Origin of the sequence: Streptomyces sp. ISL-100 (assembly GCF_018614615.1) — a bacterium.
GTDB lineage: Bacteria > Actinomycetota > Actinomycetes > Streptomycetales > Streptomycetaceae > Streptomyces.
In genome coordinates this window covers 1-25620 of the sequence record NZ_JAGGOK010000053.1, presented here as the reverse complement: position 1 = coordinate 25620, position 25620 = coordinate 1, and the positions used below count along the sequence as shown (strand labels likewise).

Genomic DNA, 25620 nt, shown 5'->3' with positions numbered 1-25620 from the left:
AGGTGCAGGCAGCAAAGGAAACACCCGAACGGCCCGAAGGCCGGCTTCACCGGGCAAGAGTGCTCTACCGCAACGTCTCGAAGCGCAAGTTGGTCTGGTTGCTGCTGAAGGACACCGTCAACTCGTGCATCGAGTACCGCATCCTCGGTCTCGCGGCCGAGGCGGCGTTCTTCACCCTGCTGTCCCTGCCGCCCCTCCTGCTCGGCATGATCGGTCTGCTCGGTTACGTCGACGCCTGGACCGACACCGACACGGTCGCCTCCATCGAGCGCAACATCCTGACCGCCGCTGAAACGGTCCTGTCCGACCGCGGCGTCAACGATTTCGCGAAACCGCTCATCGCCGACGTCACCCAGGGCGCCCGCCCCGACATCATCTCCATCGGCTTCGCCATCGCGCTCTGGTCGGGATCGCGCGCGGTCAACGTCTTCATCGACACGATCACGGTGATGTACGGACTGGACGGCCACCGCGGCATCGTGAAGACCCGGCTGCTCGCCTTCCTCCTCTACATCATCGCGTTGGTGATCGGCGCGGTGGTGATGCCGCTGATGGTGGTCGGTCCGGACCGGGTTGTGGACCTCGTCCCCTTCGGCACGGAAGTCGTCAGCGTCCTGTACTGGCCGGTCGTCATCGTGCTGTCCATCGTCTTCCTCACGACGCTCTACCACGTGTCCGTGCCGGTCCGTTCGCCGTGGGTCGAGGACGTGCCCGGCGCGCTGATGGCCCTCGCGATGTGTGTGCTCGGCAGCTTCCTGCTCCGGATCTACCTCACCAGCACCGTCGAGGGCCCGACCATCTACGGCTCCCTCGCGGCCCCCATCGCCGTCCTGCTGTGGATCTGCATCTGCGCGTTCGCGGTGCTGGTCGGCGCGGCGGTCAACGCCGCGATCGACCGGGTCTGGCCCTCCGTCGCCACGGCGGCGGCCCGCGAGGCGAACGACCGGGTACGCACCGCCCAGGCGGCGGCGGTCATCGCGCGGGCGGAAGCGGCGCGGGCGGCGGCGGGCGACCCCGATCTGGACGACCCCGACATGCCGTCCGAGTTCCCGGAGCGGTGGTCGCGGTTCCTGCCGCCGGACGACGTGAAGTCCCGCCTGCACACGAGCCGCGAGAGGGAGCCGAAGGAAGCGGCGCGGGAGGCGCGAGAGGCCCGGGAATCGCGCCCGTAGGACGTCCCGGGGGGCTGGGGGCTTGCCCCCAGTTTCGGAAAGGGGCGGGTCGGGGAACAAGACGTCCCTAACCTGGACACCATGTACGCGGAACGCGCATCCCGGCTCGACGGCGCCGTCGTCTGGACCCGCACCGTTCCCACGCCGGCCTCCGCCGCCCCCGGGCCGGTCCACCCCATCCTCCCGGACGGCTGCATGGACCTCATGTGGACCAACGGCAAGCTGTACGTCGCAGGCCCCGACACCCACGCCCACCCACCCGGCGACACCCCCGCCGGCGCAGCCGCCCGCTACGACGGCGTGCGGTTCGCACCAGGCGCGGGTCCCGCACTCCTCGGCGTACCCGCGCACGAACTGCGCGACCAGCGCGTGGACCTGGCCGACCTGTGGCCGGCGGCCAGGGTGCGCGCCCTGACCGGCCGGGTCAGCGGCGCCGCCGACCCGGCGGCCGCCCTGGAGGCCCTCGTCCTGCGGCACGCGGCGGACGTGCCCGCGCCCGACCCGGTGCTGCGCGCCGTCGCCCGGCAGCTGGACGCCGGCCGCACCGTCGCCGCGACCGCCGACGCCGCCGGGCTCGGCGCCCGGCAGCTGCACCGCCGCTCACTGACCGCCTTCGGGTACGGCCCCAAGACGCTGGCCAGGATCCTGCGGCTCCAGCGCGCGCTGGCTCTCGTACGACAAGGTCTGCCGTACGCCGATGCCGCCCTCGCCGCCGGCTGCGCAGACCAGGCGCACCTCTCCCGAGAGATGCGCGACCTGGCCGGCACGACGCTGGGCGCCTACGCGGCGTCGGCGAACAGGGAGACCCCGCAGCCGTCGGGGTCCAGCGCCACCGCGTAACGCTGTCCCCAGAACGCGTCCCAGGGCTTGAGGTGCCCCCGGTGTCCGGCGGCGATCAGAGCGTCGTAGACCGCGTCGACCTCGGCCGGGCTGTCGCAGCGGAAGGCCAGGCCGACCCGGTCGCCGCCGCCCTCGGGCCTGGTCCAGTCCGGGTCGAAGGAGCGGACGGTCTCCTCGGTGTCCCACAGGACGCGCAGCCCACTGGGCAGCGTCGCCTCCGCGTGCGGGGCGGTGTCGGCCTCGGCGGGGATGTCCAGGCCGAGGAGTCGGTAGAAGGCGAGCGAGGCGGCCATGTCGGCGGCCACGATTCCGATGGCATCAAGTCGTGGAGTCATGGACTCAACGTAGGCGGGGCGCCGGGCCTCTTCTTGAAGGAATCGGACACTGGACACTGGCGGACGTCGGACGTCATCGCTTCGTAAGGGGGCCGGACACCCTCCGTCGTCCGTACGTCGACGAGACTGGACCCATGCAGAACATCCTGGTCGTCGACGACGATCCGACCGTCGCCGAGGTCGTCACCGGCTACCTGGAACGCGCGGGCTTCACCGTGACCCAGGCCGCCGACGGCCCCGCCGCGCTGCGGCAGGCGAAGGAACGCCGGCCCGATCTCGTGGTCCTGGACCTCATGCTGCCCGGCATGGACGGCCTGGAGGTGTGCCGCGAGCTCCGCGCGGACGGCCCCGTCCCGGTCATCATGCTGACGGCGCGCGGCGACGAGGACGACCGGATCCTGGGCCTGGAGGTCGGGGCCGACGACTACGTCACCAAGCCGTTCAGCCCGCGCGAGCTGGTGCTTCGAGTCGAATCCGTACTCCGCCGCGCCGCCGCGCAGCACCCGGGCCCGCAGGTGCGGGCCGCCGGCATCGTCCTCGACCCGGCGGGCCGCCGCGCCACCAAGGGCGGCCGTGAACTGGCTCTGACCCTGCGGGAGTTCGACCTCCTCGCGCACCTCATCAGCCACCGGGGCGAGGCCATCGGCCGTGAGCAGCTGATGCATGACGTCTGGGGCTGGGAGTTCGGGGACCTGTCCACCGTCACCGTCCATGTGCGGCGGCTGCGCGGCAAGATCGAGGACGACCCGGCCAGGCCCCGCCTCATCCAGACGGTCTGGGGTGTCGGTTACCGCTTCGACGACCGTCCGGAGGCCACCCATGCGTGACCTGCCGCTCATCGCCCTCATCGCCTTCCTCGGCGCGGCCGCCGCCGGCCTGCTCGGCGCCGTGGTCCTGCGCCTCCTGCGCAGCCGCTCGGTCGCCGTGTCCCTGACGGTCGTCGCCGCCGTTACGGTCACCGCGATGCTCGCGGGCACGCTGGCCGTGGCGCAGGCGATGTTCCTGTCCCCGCACGACCTCACCGTGGTGACCATGGTCGTGGCCATGGCCGCCGTCGTCTCGCTGGCGACCGCTCTGATCCTGGGCCGCTGGGTCGTCGCCCGCAGCAACGCACTGACCCTCGCGGCCCGTACCTTCGGCGACGGCGGTTCCTTCGCCGCCCCCACCGGATCGTCCACCGCGGAACTCGACGCGCTGGGCCGTGAACTGGCCGCCACCAGCGCGAAACTGGCGGCCTCCCGCGAGCGGGAGCGCGCCCTGGAGACCTCACGCCGCGAACTCGTCGCCTGGATCTCCCACGACCTGCGCACCCCGCTCGCCGGGCTGCGCGCCATGTCGGAGGCGCTGGAGGACGGCGTCGTCGCCGACCCCGCCCGCTACCACCGGCAGATGCGCACCGAGGTCGACCGGCTCAACTCCATGGTCGGCGACCTCTTCGAGCTCTCCCGCATCCACGCGGGCGCGCTCGCCCTGACGCCGGTACGGATCTCCGCCCACGACCTGATCGGCGAGGCCCTCGCGGGCGTCGACCCGCTCGCCCGCGAACAGGGCGTCCGTCTCGTCGGCGACACGACGGAAGCTCTTCCGCTGGAAGTCGACGCACGCGAAATGACCCGCGTCCTCGCCAACCTCCTGGTCAACGCGATCCGCCGTACCCCTGCCGACGGCACGGTCGCCGTCGGCGCCGAACTGCGCGAGGACCGCGTCGTGCTGTCCGTCACCGACGGCTGCGGCGGCATTCCGGCCGAGGACCTGCCGCGCGTCTTCGACACCGGCTGGCGCGGCTCCGAGGCCCGTACGCCTCCGGGGGGCGCGGGCCTCGGTCTCGCCATCGTCCGCGGCATCGTCGAGGCCCACGCGGGGCGGGCCGACGTACGCAATGTGAAGGGCGGCTGCCGCTTCGAGGTCACGCTCCCGGCAGCGCCGCTGTAAGGGGCGCGGGGCCGGCGGCCTCGTGTTCGCACGCGTCGTCGATGCCGTACGTCTCCCAGGCGGGGAACGGGTCGTCCACCAGGGTGTCTTCCCCTGATGTGGCGAGGCACGCGGTGAGCGCCGCTTGCAGGGCCTCGGCCCGCAACCCCGTGCCGATGAAGACGAGTTCCTGCCCCTGGCCCTGCCCCTGCTCGGTGTCCGCGTCGCGTGCGCCGGAGGGCTCGAAGCGGGCCACGGCGCCGGCCTGCGACCACAGGCCCGTGACGCGGGGGCGGGTGGACAGCCAGAAGAAGCCCTTGGAGCGCAGGATCTGGCCGTACGCTCCACTGTCGAGCTCGCGGGTGACGAAGTCCCACAGGCGCCCGGGATGGAAGGGGCGGTCCGCGCGGAACACCGTGCTGGAGATGCCGTACTCCTCGGTCTCCGGTACGTGGTCGCCGTTCAGCTCCCGCACCCAGCCCGGTGCCTCCTGGGCGCGCTCCAGGTCGAAGAGCCCGGTGCCCAGTACGTCGGTGGGGGAGACGCGGCCATGGGTGGCGGCCACGATCCTGGCGGCCGGGTTGAGTCGGGAGAGAGCCGCGCGCAGCCGGTGAGCCGTCTCCGGGTCGACGAGGTCGAGCTTGTTGAGGACGATGACGTCGGCGAACTCGATCTGGTCCATCAGCAGGTCACTGACGGTGCGGTCGTCGTCCTCGTACTGGTCGAGGCCGCGCTCGGCGAGCCCGTCGCCGCCGGTGAGTTCGGGCAGGAAGCCCGCGGCGTCGACGACGGTGACCATGGTGTCGAGGCGGGCCAGGTCGCCGAGCGTGGCGCCGTCGTCGCGGGGGAACGCGAACGTGGCCGCGACCGGCATGGGTTCGGAGATGCCGCTCGACTCGATGAGGAGATAGTCGAAACGACCCTCCCTGGCCAGCCGGTCGACCTCTTCGAGCAGGTCGTCGCGCAGGGTGCAGCAGATGCACCCGTTGGTCATCTCGACCAGTCGCTCCTCGGTGCGCGAGAGCGCCGCCGTGCCGCCCCGTACGAGCGCGGCATCGATGTTGACCTCGCTCATGTCGTTGACGATCACGGCGACCAGCAAGCCGTCCCGGTTGCCCAGGATGTGATTGAGCAGGGTCGTCTTGCCGGCCCCGAGGAAGCCGGAGAGCACGGTCACGGGGAGCCGGTGGAGGGCCGGGAGGTCGGGGAGGGGCGTGCTGATCATGCCGGTCAGCCCTCGGGGCGCAGGAGCCCGCGCTCGTACGCCTTGGCCAGCCGCTGCGGCACGCGGTACACCGAGCCGTCGACGGTGACGGGGACGAGCTGCGGCGTGGTGGCCTTCCACTGGGCGCGGCGGTGACGGGTGTTGCTGCGGGACATCTTCCGCTTGGGTACGGCCATGGGGTCCTCCTGTGGTGAACGAACGCGTCACCGCACGCTACATGCAAATGGATTCCATGTTCAATTTAGGGTCGGTTGTTGTGTCTCGACCGGGGCGTAAGGCCGGGCGTATCGTGACCAATAAGATCCGGCTCGGACCCATGGGGGTCGTGATGCTCGACGAGCTTCTGGCAGCGGGAGCGGCTACGGGGGCGGCCGCCGTGGTGTACGTCATGGCGGCGGCGCGGGTGGTGCGGCAGTACGAGCGGGGCGTTGTCTTCCGCCTCGGGCGACTGCGCAAGGACGTCCGTGGCCCCGGTTTTACCATGATCATTCCTGGGGTGGACCGGCTGCGCAAAGTGAACATGCAGATCGTGACGATGCCGGTGCCGGCCCAGGACGGCATCACCCGGGACAACGTCACGGTGCGGGTGGACGCGGTGATCTATTTCAAGGTGGCGGACGCCGCCGACGCGGTGGTGCGGGTGGAGGACTACCGGTTCGCGGTCTCGCAGATGGCGCAGACGTCGTTGCGGTCGATCATCGGTAAGAGCGATCTGGATGATCTGCTGTCGAACCGGGAGAAGCTCAACCAGGGGCTCGAGCTGATGCTCGACAGCCCGGCTGTCGGGTGGGGTGTGTCGATCGACCGGGTCGAGATCAAGGACGTGTCGCTGCCGGAGACGATGAAGCGGTCGATGGCCCGGCAGGCGGAGGCGGACCGGGAGCGGCGGGCGCGGGTCATCAACGCGGACGCGGAGCTTCAGGCGTCGAAGAAGCTGGCGGAGGCGGCGGGGGTCATGTCCGAACAGCCGGCGGCGCTTCAGCTGCGGCTGCTGCAGACGGTGGTGGCGGTCGCGGCGGAGAAGAACTCGACGCTGGTGCTGCCGTTTCCGGTGGAGCTGTTGCGGTTCCTGGAGCGGGCGGCGCAGCCCCAGGGGCAGGCGCAGCCCCAGGCGCAGGCGCCGGCCCAGGCGGAGTCCCCGCCTCAGGTCCAGGCGGAGCCCGAGCCGCGGTTGCCGCGTGTGGATGAGCCGCCGGGCCTGACGGCCGAGCAGCCGCCCGCGGTTACCGGCTAGCTGCGGTCCGGGGCCGGGTGCCTGCGGCGCTTTTCCCCTACCCGCCCCTTCCCGGCTGTGACATTTGCGGCTCCGCCGCGTGTGGGGGCAAGCCCCCAGCCCCCGGACGCCCTTCTGGCGTGTCCTCAACCGCCGGACGGGCTGGACCTGCCGGGCGGGGCTGGATGCTGTGGCGCAGCGGACACATGCCTGCTCAGCGGCACCATCCAGCCCCTCCGGCGTTTGAGGAGCGGGGTCCGGGGCAGCGCCCCAGTCCGCTACACCGGCGTCGGGAAATTCAGCCCGTCCGGCGATTGAGGACCGGGGCGGCGCGGAGCCGCCCGGCGGTCAGTCGGTGGTGAGGCCCGCCGCTGACTCCGCCAGCGCGTCCAGTACCGGGCTGATCAGGGGGTGGTGCTCCGCGCCCCGGCGTACCGCGGCGAATACGCGGCGCGTGGCCGCCGGGCCCGTGACCGGGCGTACCACCGTGTCCTTGAGCTCCATCCCGCGCAGCGCCGACCGCGGCACCAGCGCCACCCCCGCCCCCGCCCCCGCCAGCGCCACCACCGCGCGGAAGTCGTCCGACGAGTGCACGAGCCGGGGCTGGAAGCCGGCCAGTTCGCAGGCCAGCAGCATCACGTCGTGGCAGGGGTTGCCGGGGTACGGGCCGATCCAGTCGCTGTCGGACAGGTCCGCGAGCGCGACCGCGGGGTTCTGGCCGAGCGGGTGCGACGCGTGCAGTACGGCGTCGAACGGCTCGGCGTAGAGAGGTACGCGCGCCAGGCGCCGGTCGTCCTCGCGCGGCGCGCCCCGGTACTCCACCGCCAGCGCGACGTCCGCCTCCCCGTCCAGCACCAGTGGCAGGCTCTCGTCGCCCTCGGCGTCCCGTACCCGTACCCGGATGTCCGGATGGTGGTCCGACAGGCGGCTGATCGCCGGGGCCAGCACCTCCGCGATGCCCGTCGCGAAAGCCACCACCCGCACTTCGCCGGCCGCCCCGCCCGCGTACGCCGCGAGCTCGGCCTCGGCCCGCTCCAGCTGCGCCAGCACCGCGTTGGCGTGGGCCAGCAGAATGTCGCCCGCCGCCGTCAGGCGTACGCCCCTGCCGCTGCGGGTCAGCAGGGTGTGGCCGGTCTCCTGCTCCAGCGCGGCGAGCTGCTGGGACACGGCCGAGGGGGTCAGATACAGCGCCGCAGCCGCGGCGGTCACCGTCCGGTGGTCCGCCACGGCCCGCAGGATGCGCAGTCGTCTGGGGTCGATCACCCAGCCATTGTCGCCCGAGCGTCGACGAACGCCGTCACTGCTCGCTCGACGTCGGCGGTCGAGTGCGCGGCGGAGAGCTGGACCCGGATGCGGGCCGCGCCCATCGGGACGACCGGGTACGAGAAGCCGATCACGTACACGCCGCGCTCCAGGAGCAGCTCCGCCATGCGGCCCGCCTCCGCCGCGTCACCGATCATGACGGGCGCGATGGCGTGGTCGCCGGGGAGGATCTCGAAGCCGGCGTCGGTCATCTTCGTACGGAAGAGCTTCGTGTTGGCGGTCAGGCGCTCGCGCAGCTCGTCCGCCGATTCGAGGAGGTCGAGGACCTTGATCGACGCGGCGGCGATCACCGGGGCCAGGGAGTTCGAGAAGAGGTACGGGCGCGAACGCTGGCGCAGCAGCTCGACGATCTCGGCGCGGGCCGCGACGTAACCGCCGGACGCGCCGCCGAGTGCCTTGCCGAGGGTGCCGGTGATGATGTCGACGCGGTCCATCACGCCGTGGAGTTCGGGCGTGCCGCGACCGCTCGGGCCGACGAAGCCGACGGCGTGCGAGTCGTCGACCATGACCATGGCGTCGTACTGGTCGGCCAGGTCGCAGATTTCGGCGAGCGGGGCGACGTAACCGTCCATCGAGAAGACGCCGTCGGTGACGATGAGGCGGCGGCGGGCGTCCTGAGTGTCCTTGAGCTGCTGCTCGAGGTCGGCGAGGTCGCGGTTGGCGTAGCGGTGGCGGCGGGCCTTGGAGAGGCGGATGCCGTCGATGATCGACGCGTGGTTGAGGGCGTCGGAGATGACGGCGTCCTCGGGGCCGAGGAGCGTTTCGAACACGCCGCCGTTCGCGTCGAAGCAGGAGGAGTAGAGGATCGTGTCCTCCTGGCCGAGGAAGGCGGAGAGGCGCTGCTCCAGCTCCTTGTGGATCTCCTGGGTGCCGCAGATGAAGCGGACGGAGGCCATGCCGTAGCCCCAGCGGTCGAGGGCGTCCTTGGCGGCGGCTACGACTTCGGGGTGGTCGGCGAGGCCGAGGTAGTTGTTGGCGCAGAAGTTGAGTACGTCGCCGGAGGGGACGGAGACGGAGGCGCTCTGGGGGGTGGCGATGACTCGCTCGGGCTTGTAGAGGCCGGCGGTGCGGATCTCTTCGAGGGTGGTGCGGAGGTCTTCGCGGACGGAGGTGAACATACGTGGCTCTCCTTGAAGTACGTGGGGTGGTGGACGTGTGAGTGCGGGTGCGGGTGCGGTGCCGGCTGGGCTTCCGCTGCGCGGGCTTTCCCCGGCCCGCCCCTTCCCGCTGTGACACTTTGCGGCTCCGCCGCGTGAGGGGCTCCGCCCCGGACCCCGCTCCTCAAACGCCGGAGGGGCTGGTCTTCGGTTGCGGCCGCATCCAGCCCGTCCGGCGGGCGGGCAGGGGGAAGGCCCCGCCAGGGGGTCGGCGGCTCAGCTCGTCCAGTCGAGGATGATCTTGCCGCTGCGCGCCGTCGCCGCCTCGTCGAACGCCGCGTCGAAGTCCTGGTGGGCGTAGCTGCCCGTGATCACCGGGCTGAGGTCAAGACCGCCCTCCAGAAGTACCGTCATCGCGTACCACGTCTCGTACATCTCACGGCCGTAGATCCCCTTGACGGTGATCATCGACGTCACGATCTTTGACCAGTCGACGGCGAACTCCTCGGCCGGCAGACCGAGCATGGCGATCCGCCCGCCGTGCGTCATATTCGCCACCATGTCCCGCATCGCCTCCGGCCGGCCCGACATCTCAAGGCCGATGTCGAAGCCCTCCTTGAGGCCCAACTGCCGCTGCGCGTCCGCGATGTCCGACTGTCCGACGTTGAGCGCCAGCGTCGCACCGGCCTTCCGGGCGATCTCCAGACGCGACTCACTCACGTCGGTGATCACGACATTGCGCGCACCTGCGTGCCGGGCGACGGCCGCCGCCATGATGCCGATGGGGCCCGCGCCGGTGATCAGTACGTCCTCGCCGACCAGCGGGAAGGAGAGCGCGGTGTGCACGGCGTTGCCGAACGGGTCGAAGATCGCGGCGATGTCCAGGTCCACCTTCGCGCGGTGCACCCACACATTCGAGGCCGGCAGGGCGACGTACTCCGCGAAGGCGCCGTCACGGCCCACGCCGAGCCCGATGGTGGAGCGGCACAGGTGCCGGCGCCCGGCGAGGCAGTTGCGGCACTTCCCGCAGACCAGGTGGCCCTCGCCGCTCACCAGGTCCCCCACCGCGATGTCCGCGACGTCGGCGCCGACCGCCGCGACCTCGCCCACGAACTCGTGGCCGAGGACGCGCGGCGTGGAGACCGCCTGCTGTGCCCAGCCGTCCCACGACCTGATGTGCAGGTCCGTGCCGCAGATGCCGGTGCGGAGCACCTTGATCAGCACATCACCGGGGCCCGTCTCCGGCTCCGGCACATCCATCAGCCACAGCCCGGGCTCGGCGTACTGCTTGACAAGTGCCTTCATGGCTGCGGCTCCAGGCGGGATGCGAGGCGATCAGTGGTGAACAGTGACCAGTGAACTGTGAACGCGTACCAATCTGTCCCCCCGGCGCCGCCCGGTCCATCGAGGATTTCTTAACCGGGCCAACAGCGGAGCTTCACGCGGCCCCTACCCTGGCCCGATGATCGCCGACGACGCCCCCGACGCCCCCGACGCCTCCGTACTCCTGCGCACCGACGGGCGCGCCGCGTACCTCACGCTCAATCGACCCCGGGCCATCAACGCCCTGAATCACCCCATGGTGAACCGGATCGCCGGCGCCCTCGCCGCCTGGGAAAGCGACCCGGCGGTCGCGACCGTCGTGATCACGGGGGCGGGGGAGCGCGGCCTGTGCGCGGGCGGGGACATCCGGTCGATCTACGAGGACGCGCGGAGCGGCGGCACCGCCTCGGCGGCGTTCTGGCACGACGAGTACCGGCTCAACGCCCACATCGCCCGCTTCTCCAAGCCGTACGTCGCCGTCATGGACGGCATCGTGATGGGCGGCGGCGTCGGCGTCTCCGCCCACGGCAGCGTTCGTGTCGTCACCGAACGTTCCCGGTTGGCCATGCCCGAGACCGGCATCGGCTTCGTGCCGGACGTCGGCGGCACCTGGCTGTTGTCGCGAGCGCCGGGAGAGCTCGGTACGCACCTCGCGCTCACCGGGGCGGCGGTCGGCGCGGGGGACGCGTTGCTGTGCGGGCTCACGGACCACTTCGTACCGGCGGACCGGCTGCCCGCCCTCCTGGCGGATCTCGCGACGGACACGGCGCACGACGTGCTGTCGCGGTACGCCCGCCGGGCACCGGAGGCGGAACTGGCCGGGCACCGGGCGTGGATCGACCACTGCTACGCGGTCGGCACGGTCGAGGAGATCATCGACCGGCTCTTCGACTGCGGCGAACCGGCGGCGAAGGACGCCGCCGAAACGATCCTCGCCAAGTCGCCCCTCGCGCTCAAGGTCACCCTGGCCGCGATGCGCCGGGCGGCGGACCTCGGCACGCTGGAGGAGGCCCTGGAGCAGGAGTACCGCGTGTCCTGCGCGGCGCTCTCCTCGCCGGACCTGGTCGAGGGCATCCGGGCCCAGGTGATCGACAAGGACCGGTCGCCGCGCTGGTCCCCGGCCACCCTCGCGGAGGTGACCGCCGACGACGTGGCGCGCTTCTTCGCGCCGCCCATTTAATTCGTACGTACGTTTGGGTCGCGATAGAATCAGCCCATGGCCGTACACCTCCAGGGCTCGCTCTTCGACCAAGGGGACGAGATCGCACTCGGTCCGCTGGACGGGCTGCGCCGTACGGAACTCGGGCACGGAGCCTGGATCGACGTGCTCCCGCAGTGGGTCACGGGAGCGGACGCGCTCTTCGACGTACTGGCGCGCGAGGTCGAATGGCGTGCGGAGGAGCGCGTCATGTACGAGCGCGTGGTCGAGGTGCCGCGGCTGCTGTCGTTCTTCGGCGCGGAGGACCCCCTGCCGCACCCGAGCCTCGAAGAGGCCCGTACCGCACTGAGCGCGCACTACGCCGCCGAACTCGGCGAGCCGTTCGCGACGGCGGGGCTGTGCCTCTACCGCGACGGGCGCGACAGTGTCGCCTGGCACGGCGACAGGACCGGCCGGGGCAGCAGCGAGGACACCATGGTCGCGATCGTCTCGCTGGGGGCGCCCCGGCAGCTGGCTCTGAGGCCGCGCGATCGCGACTCGGCGACCGTGCACAAGCCACTCGGACGGCGACGGATCTCGCCCGCGAGCGGGATTTCCAGGGACACGGCCTGGTCGATGTCCTTCGAGCGATGCAATCCGTCTGAGGCAGCAGCCTGGAAGGCAGGCCGCCACCATGCTCACCTTCGATTTCCTCGACGCCCGTCACGGAGACTGTTTCCTCGTACGGTGGGGAACGCCCGACGGCACGCCCCGCCGGCGCGTCATGCTCGTCGACGGCGGGCCCCCCGGTGTCTACGAGGCGTCGCTGCGGGACCAGTTGTCGCAACTGACGCCGGACAGCGACGGCACCCCGAGGATCGACGTCGTCTGCCTCTCCCATGTCGACGACGATCACGCCGCCGGACTGCTCAGGCTGCTCGCCGAAATGCGACGGGCACGACGTGACGAGCTTCCCGAGCCGTTCGCCGTCAAGCGGCTGTGGTTCAACTCGGTGGAGGAACTCGTCGACCGGCGGGCCCCCGGGCTGAGCGCGTCCGTCCAGCCGCTCATCGAGAACGCCATGACCAACAGCGGTGCGGTGAGAGCGAGTTACGGGCAGGGGCGCGCCATCCGGGACGAGGCGACGGCGCTGGGCCTGGCCGGAAACCCGCTGTTCGACGGGCCGCTGACCGAGGGCGCCGAAACGACGCTCGACGACCTCCACGTCACCGTCGTCGCGCCCGACGAGGTCGCCCTGGAACAACTGGAGAAGCGCTGGCGAGAGGCGAAGAAGCGCAAAGACCCCGAGGTGATCTCGGCGTCGTACACGGACGGTTCGGTGCCGAACCTTTCGAGCATCGTCCTGTTGATCAGGCACGACGGCCGCACCGCGCTGCTCACCGGCGACGCCCGCGGGGACCGCATACTCACCGGACTGCGTGACAGCGGCCTGCTCACCGACTCCGACCCGCTCCACGTCGACCTGTTGAAACTGCCGCACCACGGCAGCGAACGCAATGTGGAACGCGACTTCTTCGAGAGCGTGCGAGCCGACCACTACGTGGTGTCGGCCGACGGAATCAGGCACCACCATCCCCACGAGGACACCCTGCGATGGCTCGTCGAGTCCCGGGACGAGGACGATGAGTACGTCATCCACCTGACCAACGACATCGCCTTCGCCACCGACGCGCTCACCACCTTGCGGAGGAAGCGGAGCTTCGAAGTCGACGTGCGGCCGGCCACGGATCCCGCGCTCGTCATAGAGGTCGGTGACCAGTCATGAACCCGGCCAAGGACCCTGCCGGTCGCACCTGGGTCGTCGACTCTCCCGCCGTGGGTACGGGCCTGCAGGCGCGGCCGTGCGGCGACACGCTCCGCCCGGCCGAACCGCCCGCCGCGGCGCGACCCGTCGCGGTCACCCTCTCCGGAGGCGGCTTCAGGGCCACGCTCTCCGCACTGGGTTTCGTACGCCTGCTGGCCGACGCCGGGCTGCTGCCCAGCCTGCGGTACGCCTCGTCGGTGTCCGGAGGCTCGGTCGCCAACGGGTTCCTCGCCACCGCCTGGCCGGGGTTGAGGGAGCGGGGCTTCACTGCGGAGGCGGTCGACGAACTCGTCGTGAATCCCGTCGTGGACCGCGTCTCCTCCCGGTCGTTCAAGAGGGCGCTCGTCCGGGGCCTGTGGCGGACGCTGGGCCCGACGACCCGCAGTGACGTCCTGGCCAGGCGTCTGGACGAGTGGTTCTTCGACGGGATCGAACTGAAGGACCTGGACCCGCAGGTGCGCTGGATCTTCAACGCGGCGAACCTCACGACCGGCGCCCGGTTCACCTTCGAACGCGATGTCTTCGGTGACTACACGACCGGACTGGCCCCGACCTCCGCTGCCGGGCCGAGGCTGAAGCTGAGCCTCGCCGTGGCCGCCTCCGCCGCCGTTCCAGGCGCCTTCCCGCCGGTGGTTCTGGACTCCGCCCACTTCCCGTGCGCCATGCACCCGCCGGCCCTGCTGGACGGAGGAACGTACGACAACACCGGCTTGGAGGCCATCGACAGCGAGCGCTACCGGCACGCCTTCCTGCTCGTCCTCAACGCCGGAGGCCTCCTCCGGCCCGGCCTGTACGGCCGCATTCCGGTCATCCGCGACCTCGCCCGCGCGAACTCCCTGCTGTACCGACAGAGCACTGCCCTGCGGACCCGGGCGATCGTCGAGCGCTTCCAGCTGGACCAACGTGGCGACGGACAGGGGGAACCGCCGTCACCCGGCGCCCGCCGTGGAGTCCTGGTCGGGCTGGCCACCGACTTCCCGGCGGACGGCTCGGCGCCGCTCCGTCAGTGGCGCGACGCGTTCGAGGAGCACCGGAGTTTCGACGGCCGGGACCTGGCCCTCGTGCCGACCGTCTTCGACCGGCTCGACCCGGGCCTGTGCCGGGCACTGGTCTACCGGGGCTGGTGGCTGGCGGGCGCCGGGCTCGCCGCCTTCCACCCCCGGTTGCTGCCGGACCCGGCAGCGCTCGTACCGCCACCGCTCTGACGGCCGTTGTGGCGTTGTTCAGTCGCGCTCGCGCGCCTCGATACGGAAGTCGAACGCGGCCGTCCCCGGGTCCAGCGCCGTCACCCCGCCGTCGACCGTCAGCGTCGCGCCGTTGACGTACGATGCGGCGGGCGAGAGCAGCCAGGCGATCGCCTCGGCGACCTCACGCGGTTCACCGGGGCGCCTCCCGGGCAGCAACCGGGTCGCCTCCTCGTACGCCGCTTCGACGCCGCCCTCGCCCAGCCCGGCTTCCTCGGCGAACCGCGCCATCCGCCGGTCGGCCATCTCGGTACGCACCCAACTGGGGCACACCGTGTTGGCGCGCAGGCCGTGGCGCCCGTAGTCGACGGCGAGGGAACGGCAGAGCTGCAGCAGCGCCGCCTTGGACGTGGCGTACGCGGCGTTGCCGACGCCGTTGCGCAGCGCGGACACCGAGGCGACCGCGACGACCGCGCCCCGTGCCTGAAGCAGGTGCGGGAGCGCGGCGCGCAGGAGGAGGAAGGGACCGTTGAGATTGGTACGCATGACGGCCTCCCAGTCCTCGACCGACAACTCGCCCACAGCTCCCGAGCGCCCGATCCCCGCGTTGAGTACGAGCCCGTCCAGCCGCCCGTACGCGGTGATGGTCGCGTCCACGAGGTCACGTACGGCGTCCGGGGCGGCGGTGTCGGACGGGTACGCCAGGGCTCCGGTCTCCTCGGCCACGATCCGCAGCGGCTCCGGCCGGCGCCCGGAGACGACCACCTGATGTCCGGCTTCACGCAACAGCCGCGCCGTGGCCGCGCCGATGCCGGTCCCCCCGCCGGTCACGATGACAACTCGCTGCTCTGCCATGGTCGTTCGGCCCTCCGTCGTCGTCGCTCACGATCCGCACGATCATAGGCGGGCTGGCCCTCCCGGGCGGGACAGGGCCGCTGCGGCACCCGATGGAGGCATTTCCCTCCGTACACCCTGTGTGCGCCACCACTCGGCCGTACCGTGATGACTTCTTCGTCGGAGATCTTGCCGCTGGGAGGGAACGCAAGCCATGGAAGGTGTGGTTCCACGGCAGCGCGCCGTGTCCGGCCGGATTCCGCTCGCCGTTGTCGTGGTGGGCGGCGACGGCCTCGTCTCGCACTGGAGCTCCGGCGCGCACCGGCTTTTCGGTCACCGCAGGCAGGACGCCGTGGGCGCCCTCGCCGCCGACCTGCTGCCGGTTTCCGGTGCTTTGACCGCGCCCTACGAGTACGACGACTTCGCCGACCACCTCACGGCCGGGCGTGCCAAGTGCCCCCGGCCGGGCGGGGGTTCGGATCCGGGCGCCGATTCCGGTTCGCTGGACGTGCTGTGGTGGGCGTACCCGCTGGCCGTACCGGGGCCGGAGCGGCTGCTGGTGCTGGCCGCCGACGCCTCCCGGCTGGGCGACGACGGGGACCCGCACGAGCGGGTCGCCCCCGGTTTCGCGCTGCACACCGAGTTTCCCGGGGCGGGCCTGCTCGCCGAGCGGCTGCCCGACATCCTTCCCCACATGGGGCCGGCCACGGCGGGCCGGATCGTGTCGCAGGTGCTCGAACTGGGCTACCCCGTCCTGGAAATCAGCACGTACGAACGCGTCCCGGTCACACCCGACTGGGGCGTGCCGAAGCACCGCGAGCGCCGGACACCGACGGCCGAGGTGCGCGGCGGCGACCCGGCGGACCTCGGAAGGCCGCCGACCGATACGGACCCGGACAAGGACGTCGACCTTGAATACGCCGCCGTCCGGGAGCGGCTGGAGTTCCTCAACGAGGTGAGCGGTCGCATCGGTAGCTCGCTCGATCTGACCCGGACGATCCGCGAGGTCACCAGCGCCGCCGTACCCCGCTTCGCGGACTTCGCCGGCACCCACCTGCGGGTGCAGATCCTCGCCGGCGAGGGGTTCCCGGACGGTCCGCCGGACGTGAACACCGACTGGCGCCGGGTATGGGTGGAGCACAACGACGAGCCGGGCCGCTGGGACGACACCGTCCCCGTCGGGGAGGAGATGACCTTTCCCGAGAAGACCCCGTTCTTCCAGTGCATGGTGACGGGCGAACCGGTGCTCCTGCCCCGCATCGGGAACGACCTGAGCGAGCGCATCTCCGCCCAGTTCGAGAAGCGGGACCTGCGCCCCCTGATCGGCGGCCGGTCCCTGCTGGTCGTACCCCTGACGGCGCGCAGGGTGGTGCTCGGGTTCATGGTGCTGATGCGCCGCCCCGGTCGTGAGCCTTTCACCGACATGGACCGCAGAACCGGCGCGCCGTACTGGACATCCCGCCTGCGCAGCTGCTGCGCAAGCTCGACGATCTGGCTCACCAGCTCGGCGACCACTATCTCGCCACCTGCCTGTACGCCGTCTACGACCCGGTCGCGGGCGAGCTGCTGATCTCCAGCGCCGGGCATCTGCCTCCCGTTCTCGTACGCGCCGAGAGCGGCCGCGGCGAGCTGATCGACGTGCCCGGCGGCGCGCTGATCGGCCTCGGGGGTGTGCCGTTCGCCACCGCCCGGGTGAGCGTGTCGCCGGGCGACCGGCTGGTGCTGTGCACGGACGGGCTGGTCGAGGTGCGCGGTGAGGACATTGGATCCGGCCTGGCGGCGCTGTGCGAATCGGCGGCGCACCCGGCCGCCTCCATGGACGAGGCGTGCGACACGATCATCCGGGCGCTGGCCGTGTCGACGGCCGGGGAGAGCGGCGGGCGCAAGGACGACATCGCGCTGCTGATGGCCCGGCTGAACGGTATGCCGCCCGAGGACATGACGACGTGGCAGCTGGACCCCACGGCGGCCGACGTACGGCGGGCCCGGCAGCTCGTGGAGGGTCAACTGGCGCGTTGGGGGCTCCCGGAGCTGGCCGACACCACCCGGCTGCTGGTGAGCGAGGTCGTCACCAACGCGGTCCGGCACGCGGGCGGCCGCCCGGTGGGACTGCGTCTGGTACGCGCGGACACGTTGCTGTGCGAGGTGTCGGACGAGGAGCACACGCTGCCCGTGCTGCGGGAGGCGGGTCCGGAGGAGGAGTGCGGGCGCGGTCTGCGGCTGGTGAGCCGGCTCGCCGGCAGGTGGGGGGCGAGCCACATGGGGCGCGGCAAAGTGGTCTGGTTCGAGCAGCCACTGCCGCCCGGAGCGCGCTCCGGCCCGGGCGGCGGATGACCGCTGGTTGGGTGTCGGGGACGGCGGTATCGGGGTAAGGATCGGGCGCGAGGTCTGTTCGTCCGTCCGTGCCGTCTGTCCGTCTGTCCGTCTGTACGCACCACCGGGGGCATCCGATGACTCTTACCGGCCGATACGTGCACGCATGGGAAAGCTACTGGGGGGACACGCCGGACACACCCGGTGAAGCGATCTGGGACAGCGATCCGTCTCTGACGGCCGCACCCCACCTGGAGCTGTTCGCCCCGCACATCGACGCGGCATTACCCGTGGTCGACGTCGGGTGCGGGAACGGGACACAGACCCGTTATCTGGCACGCCACTTCTCCCGCGCGGTGGGCGTCGACCTCTCCCACGCGGCGGTGGCCCACGCGCGACGCGCGGACACCGCGCACGCGGTCGAGTTCAGGCAGCTCGACGCGGCCGACCCGGCGGCCGTGCGCGAGTTGCACAAGCGGCTCGGCGACAGCAACGTCTACCTGCGGGCCGTCATCCACCAGAGCGAGCCGCCGGACCGGCCCCTGATCGCGGCGGCGGTCGCGGAGCTGGTGGGGCAGCGGGGGCGTGCCTTCGTGGTGGAACTGACCGCCGAGGCGAAGACCGTACTGCGGGAACTCATGCGCGAGCCGGGCGGACCGCCGCCGAAGCTGGCCCGGGTCTTCGCGCACGGGCTGAAACCGGCGGAGGCCCAGGACCGCGAAGTGCCGGATCTTCTGCGCGCGTCGGGACTCACCGTCCTGGCGGACGGCCGTACCGCCCTCGCCGAGACGGAGTTCCGGGCGGACGGCACCCGCATAGAGCTGCCCGCGCAGTGGCTGATCGTGGGGCGTACCGGCTGAGAATGCCCTGCGGCTGCCGGTGTGTGGGCGTATCGCGGTTGTGCCTGCCCTGGGCACGGCGGATTCTGTAGGTGATGAACCGGGCTGGTGTGGCGCCATGAGTGCGTGGAACGCGGCACAGAGTGCCGACTTCCGTGGTCCCCTCGACGTCACCAGGGCGGCCACGGCGGTTGTCGACGCCCAGGACACGGTCATCGGATGGAGTCCCGCGGCCGAGGAACTGCTCGGTTACCGGCCGCACGAGATCGTCGGACAGCCCCTGGGGGTGATCCTGCCACCCCGGGCGGCCTCCGTTCTGCCGCCGGCCGAGGGCTCGCCCCTCGTGACACCGCTGCGGGGAAACGAGATCCGCGTCGCGCGGCACCGGGACGGGCATGAGCTGCTTCTCGCGACCGCGGTGTGTCCCCTGCCGGGCCCCGGCACGGCGCAGCGCGTCCTCGTCGCGACGGAGCTGAAGGACCTCCGGGTGTGGGAGACCCGGCTGGCCCTGCTGCACGGGCTGGCCACGCAGTCGCCCGTCGGCCTGGCCATCTACGACACCGACCTGCGCCTGACCTGGTGCAACACGGCGTACGAACGCGAGATCGGACGGCCGTTCGCCGAGTTCAGCGGCTTGCGGGCGGACGAGCTGTACGCCGAGGGCAGGTTCGTCACCCAGGGGTATCCGCGCACGCTCGACGCGGTCATGCGCCATGTACTCGACACCGGCGAACCCATTCTCGACCTGCACTTCCTGGGCCGGCCTCCCAGTGACCCGGAAGCGGATCACCTCTGGTCCTGCTCCTACTACCGGCTCCAGGACGCCGGCGGGCACGTGTTCGGAGTGTGCGAGGACGCCTTCGACATCTCCGACCGCTACAAGGCCCAGCAGCGGCTGGCCCTGCTCGTCGAGGCGGGCCGCGGAATCGGCACCGCGCTCGACGTACTGGTCACCGCCGAGAAGATCACCGAGGTGGCGGTCCCTGAGTTCGCCGGCACGGTTACGGTCGATCTCGCGACGGCGGTACTGGAAGGCGAGGTGCCGGCCACCGGCGGCTCGGGGGAGATGGCGCTGGTACGGGTCTCCTGCCGCTCGGCCGGAGAGGCCGAAGACGTTGGCGGCCCCGGCGGGCAGGGGCGACCCCCTGTGGCCTACCCGCCCGGTTCGCCGCAGCACCGCAGCCTCTCCTCCGGCGGGCTCGTGCTCGACGACACCACCCTGGTCGTGCCGTTGCGGGCCGGGGACAGCACCCTCGGCCTCGTCACCTTCGTACGGGGCATCGGCAAGGCCACCTTCGACAGCGGTGAGATCGCGCTGGCCGACGAGCTCGCCGCCCGTACGGCGGTGTCCATCGACAACGCCCGCCGCTTCACCCGTGAACGCACCGCGGCCCTCGCCCTGCAACGCCAGCTGCTGCCGCAGCACGTGCCGCGGCAGTCGGCGGTCGATCTGGCCTATCGCTACCTGCCCACGGACGACCTGTCAGGGGTCGGCGGCGACTGGTTCGACGTCATCCCCCTGTCCGGGACCCGCGTCGGACTCGTCGTCGGGGACGTGGTCGGCCACGGCCTGCAGGCGGCCGCCACCATGGGACGGCTGCGCACGACCGTACGCGCGTTCGCCCAGATGGACCTGGCTCCCGACGAGCTGCTGACGCGGCTGGACGATCTGGTGGGGCAGTCGGCGGAGGAGCAGTGGGGCGAGCTCGGCACGCTCGACGGCACCTTCGACGATGTGACCACCGGGGCCACCTGTCTCTACGCGGTCTACGACCCGGTCTCGCGACGATGCGTCATGGCCCGGGCCGGACACCTACCGCCGGCGGTCGTGCACCCGGACGGCCGGCTGTCCTTCCCGGACCTGCCGGCCGGACCGCCCCTGGGGCTCGGTGGCCTGCCGTTCGAGTCCATGGAGATAGAGCTGCCGGTGGGCAGTCTGCTGGCCCTCTTCACCGACGGCCTGGTCGAAGCCCGCGACCGCGACATCGATCACGGACTGGACACCCTGGGACGGGTACTCAGCGACCGGCACGCGTCGCTGGAGGAGCTGTGCGACCGGGCCGTGTCGGAACTCGTACCGGACGGGCAGACCGCCGACGACACGGCCCTGCTGCTCGTCCGCACCCGCGAACTCGGCGCCTCGCAGGTCGCCGAATGGGAGCTGCCCGCGGAACCGGCCGCCGTGAGCCATGCCCGGGATCTGGCCACCGGGCAGCTTCACGACTGGGGCCTGCGGGAGCTGACGTTCGCCACCGAGCTCGTCGTCAGCGAACTGGTCACCAACGCGGTGCGGTACGCCGCCGGGCCGCTGCACCTGCGCCTCATCCGCGACCGTACGCTCCTGTGCGAGGTCGCGGACACCGGCCACACCTCACCGCACCTGCGCCACAGCGGGGAGGACGACGAGGGCGGGCGCGGCCTGTTCATCGTCGCGCAGCTCGTCCAGCGGTGGGGAACGCGCTACACCCGCTCCGGAAAGACCATTTGGACCGAACAGGCCTTCCCACCGGGTAGCTGAGCCCGCAGTGGGGCCGGCCGCGCAAACGCGGGCCGGCCCCACCGCCGTTACGGACGAAGGCGCTTCTCCGCCTCGGCCTGCTCGACCAGTCCCGGATGAAGTTCGCGGGCGTCGAGATCCGACATGTGCACCATGAACATCGACCACGGGACCGGGCACGGCGGGGCGTGATCCGGCTCCGGGCACAGCAGCCTGGTGATGCGTTCCTTGATCTCATCAGCCTGCTGCTGAGTGGCATAAATGCCCAGCCGCAATTCATGGACACTGGGTTCTTCAGGCATTGCTTACCTCTACCAAATGCGCTTGGTGTCGCAGTGGCGCTTGTAGTGCCCCTGCGGAACGGGGACGTTGCGGGCCGCGTCCTGGACGGCTTTCTCCTGCGTGTTGCCCGTGCCGTCGGCCCGCTCGACCTTGACGACGTTGTTGTCACTGATACGGACGATCTGGCACTGCACAGTGGCATGCCAGGTCCTCTGGATTCCAGTCTCTGCCCGCGGAGCATCCTGCGTCATGGTGCCGGCGGAAGCGGCGGGCGCGAGGAGACCGCCGAGCGCGAGGGTCATGGCACCGACGGCGAGCGCGCTGCGGAGCTTCTTCATGCGTGTTCCTCCCTGACAAGTTCCAAGTACGGAGTGGGCGTTGCGCCTACGACACTCGCACTCGACGACGCCGATCAGCGGCGTTGGCAGCCCGGTTGGCAGCCCGTTGTCAGCTGTCCGCCGACTGCCGTGGGCACGGTGAACCGAACGGCCTGCCGCCGCTACGTACACGGCGTAAGCGACAGCGGCCAGGCAGGAGAACACATGACGTACGACACGGCTGTCCCGTCCCCGGCGAGGCGGCGCGACAACCCCACACTGGCGACCGTGGTCGGCACCGAACTCGCCCGCAACAAGCGGGGGTTCGTACCGTGGTACCACCTCCTCGCTCCGGTGATCATCACCGTCCCTCTCTTCCTGGGCTCGCTCGGCTCGTCCGAGGCCGAGGCGGGCCAGGCCTTCGAGGTGTTCCGCAATGTGACGCTGGAGTTCTGGGGCGTACTGGTACCGATGACCGCCGGTCTGGCCGCCGCACTGTCCGTCCGCGCCGACCAGGACGCGTGGCGGCTGCTGCTCTCGTACGGTGTGCCGCGCGGACGATACTTCGTCGGCAAGGTGGCCGCCCTCGGTGTCCTGGGCTTCGTCTCCTCCACCGTGCTGCTGGTGATGCTTTCCCTCGGCGCGCTGATCAGCGGACGTTTCCCTCAGGCCATGGGCACGGTCGTGGCGGCCGTCTATCTGCCCTGGCTGGTGGGCCTGTCCATGACGGCGCTCGCCGTGCTGGTCGCGGTGGTATGGGGCATGGGCCCCAGCATCGGGGTGGGCGTCGCCGGCCTGCTGTGCGGGGCGCTCGTCTCGGACAAGGTCTTCTGGTACGCCGTTCCCTTCGCGTGGCCTATGCGGGTGGTGCTGCCGCTGGCCGGGATCGGGCCCAACGGAGTGCCGCTTCCGAAGGACAGCCCGGTGACCGACATGTCCGCCATCCCGCTGGCCGTCGGCATGGCCGTCGTACTGACCGCGGTCCTGCTGGTCGTCGGTCGTATGCACATGAGCCGTAAGGAGATCTGACCATGACAGATCTGAAGATGACCACGACACCGGCGCTCACGATCCGCCAACTGCACAAGCACTACGGCTCGCACCGGGCCCTGGACGGTGTGGACCTCACGGTCGGCGCGGGAGAGGTCTACGGGCTGCTCGGGCCCAACGGCGCCGGTAAGACGACGCTCATGAAGGCGCTGCTGGGGCTGCAGCGGCCCACGTCGGGCAGCATCGAGATTTTCGGCCGTCCGGTCGGGCGGGAGTCGCTGGCCGACGTCGGCGCCCTGATCGAAGTCCCCGGCCTCTGGCCGACGCTGACGGCCGACGAGACGCTCAAGGTTCACGCCAAGCTGCGCTGTGTGCCCGAGGAGTGGATCGAACCGGCGCTGCGCCTGGTCAAAATGACCGACGCGCGGAGCAGGAAGGTCGGCGCGTACTCGCTCGGCATGCGCTGGCGCCCGGGCATCGCTGTCGCTCTGCTGGCCAGGCCGCGGCTGGTCGTCCTGGACGAGCCCACCAACGGCCTGGACCCCGTCGGCATCCGCGAGATGCGCGGCATCATCCGGTCGCTGGCCGGAGAGGGCGTGGCGGTGCTGATCGCCAGCCATCAGCTGGCGGAGGTGGCCCAGGTCTGCGACCGGGTGCACGTGCTGGCGGCCGGCCGCACCCAGTACGAGGGCTCCCTGGCGGGGCTGGCCCTCGACGGAGACGTGGAAGCCGGATTCTTCCGGCTGCTGGAAACCGCGGACACGGGCATCCGTTGACCGGCGGCGGCATGCCGACGGCCCCGGCGCTGAGCGTCACGGGGCCGTCGGTGGAGCGCCTGTATATCGTGGATGTGGGGGCGTTTGGGCGTACGGGTGATCCAGGGGGTCAGCAGGCGCGCGGACGGACCGCCCGCGGACCGGGCAGCCGAGTCGTCGCCGGCTGGTTCAGGCCGAGTGTGCCGGCCAGCGACATCAGCTCCGTCCGGCCCGAGACGCCCAGATCGTCGTAGAGCTTGCGGACGCGGCGGTACATGGACCGCTCGGAGCAGTAATAGCTCCGGGCGATCTCGGACACGGTCATGGGCGTACAGAGCATTCGCGCCAGCTCCGCGTCGGACTCGGAAAGGGCCGGATCGGGACATCGTTCGTCGCCGGCGGGGCCGCCCCGACCCGCGTGATCCCGGGCGTCACCGCTCGCGTGGCTCTCGTGACGACCTCCGTGGTCGCCCGGCGCTGCCCGCAACCACGGGCCGGTGGGGCCCGCGGGCGTGGTCATCCGGTGCGACCGGGACTGGGCGTACAGCATGTCGATCTGGCTCTCGCCGGGTATCGCCAGGTTGAACACGAAGTTGGCGCCCGAGCGGATGGCGAAGTACGTCCGGAACCCCGTGAGGTCGTGGGTGACCGCGACAAGGAGGGACAGCGGGTGCCGCGCTCTTACGGCGCGCAGGCACTCGGCCTGGAACTCGCTGGTGACAGGTATCAGGACCGGGAGGTCGAGCACGGTCCCGGGTGCGGCCAGATCGTCGTCGTCGATGAATTCGATGCGGTCGACGCCGGACCTGAGCGTACTGAACGGTGTACGAGGTGAGTCGAGGTGTGCTTTGAGCCCGGAGTGAACCAGGACGTGGAGTTCGGTGGTGGTCGAAGCGGACTGGTGCAAGGCGATGTCCCCCGTGCTGTTGTCACGTGATCATGGGGTGCCGCCTCGGGTGGTCAACCCGAGGCAGGGCAAAGCTTCATGGTCCTGCTGAGCAGTGAGCCGAGGCTCACCTTGTCCCCACTGTCGCCGGTCACGCGCAGCGGGTCGATGTCGGGGTAACCGGCGTCCTCGGCACGGTCGTTGAGCGCATAGGTCGTTCCGTCGGGGGCGGTGATGAGTGCCAGGTTCCCCTCCCGGCACTCGGCGGTGCCGTGATCCACCTTCAGGGACCTCACCGCCTGCGCCGAACTGCTGGCCTCGGTCCCTGCGGACACCGCCCTGAGCGAGGCACTCGACCTGGCCTCGCCCAGCCTCAGCGCCATGGTCCGCCGCGTCACCGTACGCGGCCGCGACGGCATCAAAGCCGGACAACTGCGCCGGGCCGCGCTCGCCGTGCTCCGCTACGACATCAGGATGCGGACCAGGCCCACCCCCTTCGGCCTGTTCGCGGGCGTGGCGACCGGACACTTCGATTCCACCGCCAAGGCCGAGCGGGGCACCGCGCACCGCACCCGCACCCACGCCGACATGCAGTGGCTCACCAGGATCGGTCACCGGCTGGAACGCGACCCGGCCGTGCTCGCCACGCTGACCGTCCAGGCCCACCAGGCCCTGGCCCGGCGCGGGGACCGACTGGTCCTCACCTCGCCGTCCACCCACGGAGTCGCTCCCGGCGAGAGCGGCGAGGGTCGCTCCACGGTGTCCGTACGCAGGACTCCGGTGGTCGAGCGGGCCGTGGCCGAGGCCCAGGCTCCGCTGCCGTACGAGGAACTGGTCCGCCGCACCGCGGAAGCCTTTCCCGGCGCTCCCGCCGAGCGTGTCCGCGGACTGCTCGCCGAACTGGTGCGGCAGGAGATCCTCATCACCGGACTGCGTCCGCCACTGGACGGCGGCGACCCGCTGCACCATGTCCTGCGGCTGCTGGCGCGGGTCACCGAACCGTCCGAGGACACCCGCCGGATACATGAGGCGCTGCTGGCCGTGGAGGATCAGCGGCAGGCGTACGACGCCCAGCCCGTCGGCGGCGGCCGTGAACACCTGCGCCGGCTGCTGGAAACGGCGCGCTCGGTGGAGCCCGACGACACGCCGCTGCACATCGGCACCCGTCTCGACACGACACTGCACCTGCCGTACGCGGTACGTGAAGTGATCGAAGACGCCACCGGTGTGATGTGGCGCCTCTCCCGCCCCAAGCTCGGGCTCTTCGCCCTGCGCGACTACCACCGCCGCTTCCTGGACATCTACCTCTGATCTTGGCCAG

At 71.1% G+C, this 25620-nt stretch carries 24 protein-coding genes and 2 pseudogenes; 15 read left to right on the top strand and 11 right to left on the bottom strand.

Annotation, left to right across the window (positions count from 1 at the left end; translation table 11 throughout):
• Positions 1-2 precede the first annotated feature (2 nt).
• Together J7E89_RS23525 and J7E89_RS23520 are read left to right on the top strand one after the other, a co-directional pair.
• On the top strand, positions 3-1172 hold the full coding sequence (locus J7E89_RS23525; RefSeq protein WP_214976371.1) for a YihY/virulence factor BrkB family protein: 1170 nt from the start codon (positions 3-5) through the stop codon (positions 1170-1172).
• Between the two features lie 81 nt (positions 1173-1253).
• Positions 1254-2012, top strand: a complete 759-nt coding sequence (locus J7E89_RS23520; protein ID WP_214976370.1) for an AraC family transcriptional regulator — start codon at positions 1254-1256, stop codon at positions 2010-2012.
• Here the strand turns inward: J7E89_RS23520 and J7E89_RS23515 are convergent.
• Positions 1952-2347 (bottom strand): VOC family protein, encoded by a 396-nt coding sequence (locus J7E89_RS23515; protein WP_214976369.1) that lies wholly within the window; start codon positions 2345-2347, stop codon positions 1952-1954. The genes J7E89_RS23520 and J7E89_RS23515 overlap by 61 nt on opposite strands.
• A gap of 134 nt (positions 2348-2481) precedes the next feature.
• Between J7E89_RS23515 and J7E89_RS23510 the strand changes: the two genes are divergently transcribed.
• Positions 2482-3174 carry a response regulator transcription factor gene (locus J7E89_RS23510; protein WP_214976368.1) on the top strand — a complete coding sequence of 231 codons (693 nt, stop codon included), beginning with the start codon at positions 2482-2484 and terminating at the stop codon, positions 3172-3174.
• Positions 3167-4279: a sensor histidine kinase KdpD gene (locus tag J7E89_RS23505; protein WP_214976367.1), complete on the top strand. Its 1113-nt coding sequence runs from the start codon at positions 3167-3169 to the stop codon at positions 4277-4279. The genes J7E89_RS23510 and J7E89_RS23505 overlap by 8 nt, the downstream gene beginning before the upstream one ends.
• On the opposite strand, the gene J7E89_RS23500 is transcribed toward J7E89_RS23505, so the two are convergent.
• Positions 4254-5483 carry a GTP-binding protein gene (locus J7E89_RS23500; RefSeq protein ID WP_214976366.1) on the bottom strand — a complete coding sequence of 410 codons (1230 nt, stop codon included), beginning with the start codon at positions 5481-5483 and terminating at the stop codon, positions 4254-4256. The genes J7E89_RS23505 and J7E89_RS23500 overlap by 26 nt on opposite strands.
• A 5-nt stretch (positions 5484-5488) precedes the next feature.
• Complete coding sequence (gene rpmF, locus J7E89_RS23495; protein WP_028814853.1) at positions 5489-5659, bottom strand: 50S ribosomal protein L32; 171 nt, start codon at positions 5657-5659, stop codon at positions 5489-5491.
• Positions 5660-5811: 152 nt separating this feature from the next.
• Between rpmF and J7E89_RS23490 the strand changes: the two genes are divergently transcribed.
• Positions 5812-6717, top strand: coding sequence for a slipin family protein (locus J7E89_RS23490; protein ID WP_251060981.1), 906 nt, complete (start codon positions 5812-5814; stop codon positions 6715-6717).
• A 327-nt stretch (positions 6718-7044) separates the two neighbouring features.
• On the opposite strand, the gene J7E89_RS23485 is transcribed toward J7E89_RS23490, so the two are convergent.
• The 3 genes from J7E89_RS23485 to tdh form a co-directional block, all read right to left on the bottom strand.
• Entirely contained in the window at positions 7045-7959 is a 915-nt protein-coding gene (locus J7E89_RS23485) for a LysR family transcriptional regulator (protein ID WP_214976365.1), read from the bottom strand.
• The gene (locus tag J7E89_RS23480) at positions 7956-9137 is read right to left on the bottom strand and encodes a glycine C-acetyltransferase (protein ID WP_214976364.1); all 1182 of its coding nucleotides are present in this window, start codon (positions 9135-9137) and stop codon (positions 7956-7958) included. The genes J7E89_RS23485 and J7E89_RS23480 overlap by 4 nt, the downstream gene beginning before the upstream one ends.
• A gap of 255 nt (positions 9138-9392) precedes the next feature.
• Positions 9393-10421: an L-threonine 3-dehydrogenase gene (tdh, locus tag J7E89_RS23475; RefSeq protein ID WP_214976363.1), complete on the bottom strand. Its 1029-nt coding sequence runs from the start codon at positions 10419-10421 to the stop codon at positions 9393-9395.
• A gap of 157 nt (positions 10422-10578) precedes the next feature.
• Here tdh and J7E89_RS23470 point away from each other — a divergent pair, with 157 nt between their 5' ends.
• The 4 genes and pseudogenes from J7E89_RS23470 to J7E89_RS23460 all read left to right on the top strand — a co-directional run bounded on the left by J7E89_RS23470 (position 10579) and on the right by J7E89_RS23460 (position 14607).
• Positions 10579-11619, top strand: coding sequence for an enoyl-CoA hydratase/isomerase family protein (locus J7E89_RS23470; RefSeq protein WP_214976362.1), 1041 nt, complete (start codon positions 10579-10581; stop codon positions 11617-11619).
• A gap of 36 nt (positions 11620-11655) precedes the next feature.
• A pseudogene (locus J7E89_RS41025) lies at positions 11656-12162 on the top strand (alpha-ketoglutarate-dependent dioxygenase AlkB); the annotation flags it as partial.
• A 109-nt stretch (positions 12163-12271) separates the two neighbouring features.
• Complete coding sequence (locus J7E89_RS23465; RefSeq protein ID WP_214976361.1) at positions 12272-13363, top strand: ComEC/Rec2 family competence protein; 1092 nt, start codon at positions 12272-12274, stop codon at positions 13361-13363.
• Positions 13360-14607, top strand: a complete 1248-nt coding sequence (locus J7E89_RS23460) for a patatin-like phospholipase family protein (protein ID WP_214976360.1) — start codon at positions 13360-13362, stop codon at positions 14605-14607. Before J7E89_RS23465 ends, J7E89_RS23460 begins: the two co-directional genes overlap by 4 nt.
• A gap of 18 nt (positions 14608-14625) precedes the next feature.
• Here the strand turns inward: J7E89_RS23460 and J7E89_RS23455 are convergent, their stop codons facing one another.
• Positions 14626-15441 (bottom strand): SDR family NAD(P)-dependent oxidoreductase, encoded by an 816-nt coding sequence (locus tag J7E89_RS23455; protein ID WP_214976359.1) that lies wholly within the window; start codon positions 15439-15441, stop codon positions 14626-14628.
• A 193-nt stretch (positions 15442-15634) separates the two neighbouring features.
• Here J7E89_RS23455 and J7E89_RS23450 point away from each other — a divergent pair.
• From J7E89_RS23450 to J7E89_RS23440, 3 genes and pseudogenes are all read left to right on the top strand, one after another.
• Positions 15635-17754, top strand: a pseudogene (locus J7E89_RS23450) (SpoIIE family protein phosphatase).
• 116 nt (positions 17755-17870) lie between these two features.
• Complete coding sequence (locus J7E89_RS23445) at positions 17871-18593, top strand: methyltransferase domain-containing protein (protein ID WP_214976358.1); 723 nt, start codon at positions 17871-17873, stop codon at positions 18591-18593.
• Positions 18594-18690: 97 nt separating this feature from the next.
• The gene (locus J7E89_RS23440) at positions 18691-21090 is read left to right on the top strand and encodes a SpoIIE family protein phosphatase (protein WP_214976357.1); all 2400 of its coding nucleotides are present in this window, start codon (positions 18691-18693) and stop codon (positions 21088-21090) included.
• Positions 21091-21137: 47 nt separating this feature from the next.
• Here J7E89_RS23440 and J7E89_RS23435 read toward each other — a convergent pair whose 3' ends face one another.
• Both J7E89_RS23435 and J7E89_RS23430 read right to left on the bottom strand, forming a co-directional pair.
• Positions 21138-21371 (bottom strand): hypothetical protein, encoded by a 234-nt coding sequence (locus J7E89_RS23435; RefSeq protein WP_214976356.1) that lies wholly within the window; start codon positions 21369-21371, stop codon positions 21138-21140.
• A gap of 9 nt (positions 21372-21380) precedes the next feature.
• Positions 21381-21689, bottom strand: coding sequence for a hypothetical protein (locus J7E89_RS23430; RefSeq protein ID WP_214976355.1), 309 nt, complete (start codon positions 21687-21689; stop codon positions 21381-21383).
• Positions 21690-21893: 204 nt separating this feature from the next.
• Here J7E89_RS23430 and J7E89_RS23425 point away from each other — a divergent pair, with 204 nt between their 5' ends.
• Positions 21894-22697, top strand: coding sequence for an ABC transporter permease (locus J7E89_RS23425; RefSeq protein ID WP_214976354.1), 804 nt, complete (start codon positions 21894-21896; stop codon positions 22695-22697).
• Between the two features lie 2 nt (positions 22698-22699).
• Positions 22700-23434, top strand: coding sequence for an ABC transporter ATP-binding protein (locus J7E89_RS23420; protein ID WP_214976353.1), 735 nt, complete (start codon positions 22700-22702; stop codon positions 23432-23434).
• Positions 23435-23543: 109 nt separating this feature from the next.
• On the opposite strand, the gene J7E89_RS23415 is transcribed toward J7E89_RS23420, so the two are convergent.
• Both J7E89_RS23415 and J7E89_RS23410 read right to left on the bottom strand, forming a co-directional pair.
• On the bottom strand, positions 23544-24320 hold the full coding sequence (locus tag J7E89_RS23415) for a DNA-binding response regulator (RefSeq protein ID WP_214976352.1): 777 nt from the start codon (positions 24318-24320) through the stop codon (positions 23544-23546).
• A gap of 53 nt (positions 24321-24373) precedes the next feature.
• Entirely contained in the window at positions 24374-24682 is a 309-nt protein-coding gene (locus J7E89_RS23410) for a hypothetical protein (RefSeq protein ID WP_214976351.1), read from the bottom strand.
• Between J7E89_RS23410 and J7E89_RS23405 the strand changes: the two genes are divergently transcribed.
• Positions 24681-25610: a lantibiotic dehydratase family protein gene (locus J7E89_RS23405; RefSeq protein ID WP_251060975.1), complete on the top strand. Its 930-nt coding sequence runs from the start codon at positions 24681-24683 to the stop codon at positions 25608-25610. The genes J7E89_RS23410 and J7E89_RS23405 overlap by 2 nt on opposite strands.
• Positions 25611-25620 lie beyond the last annotated feature (10 nt).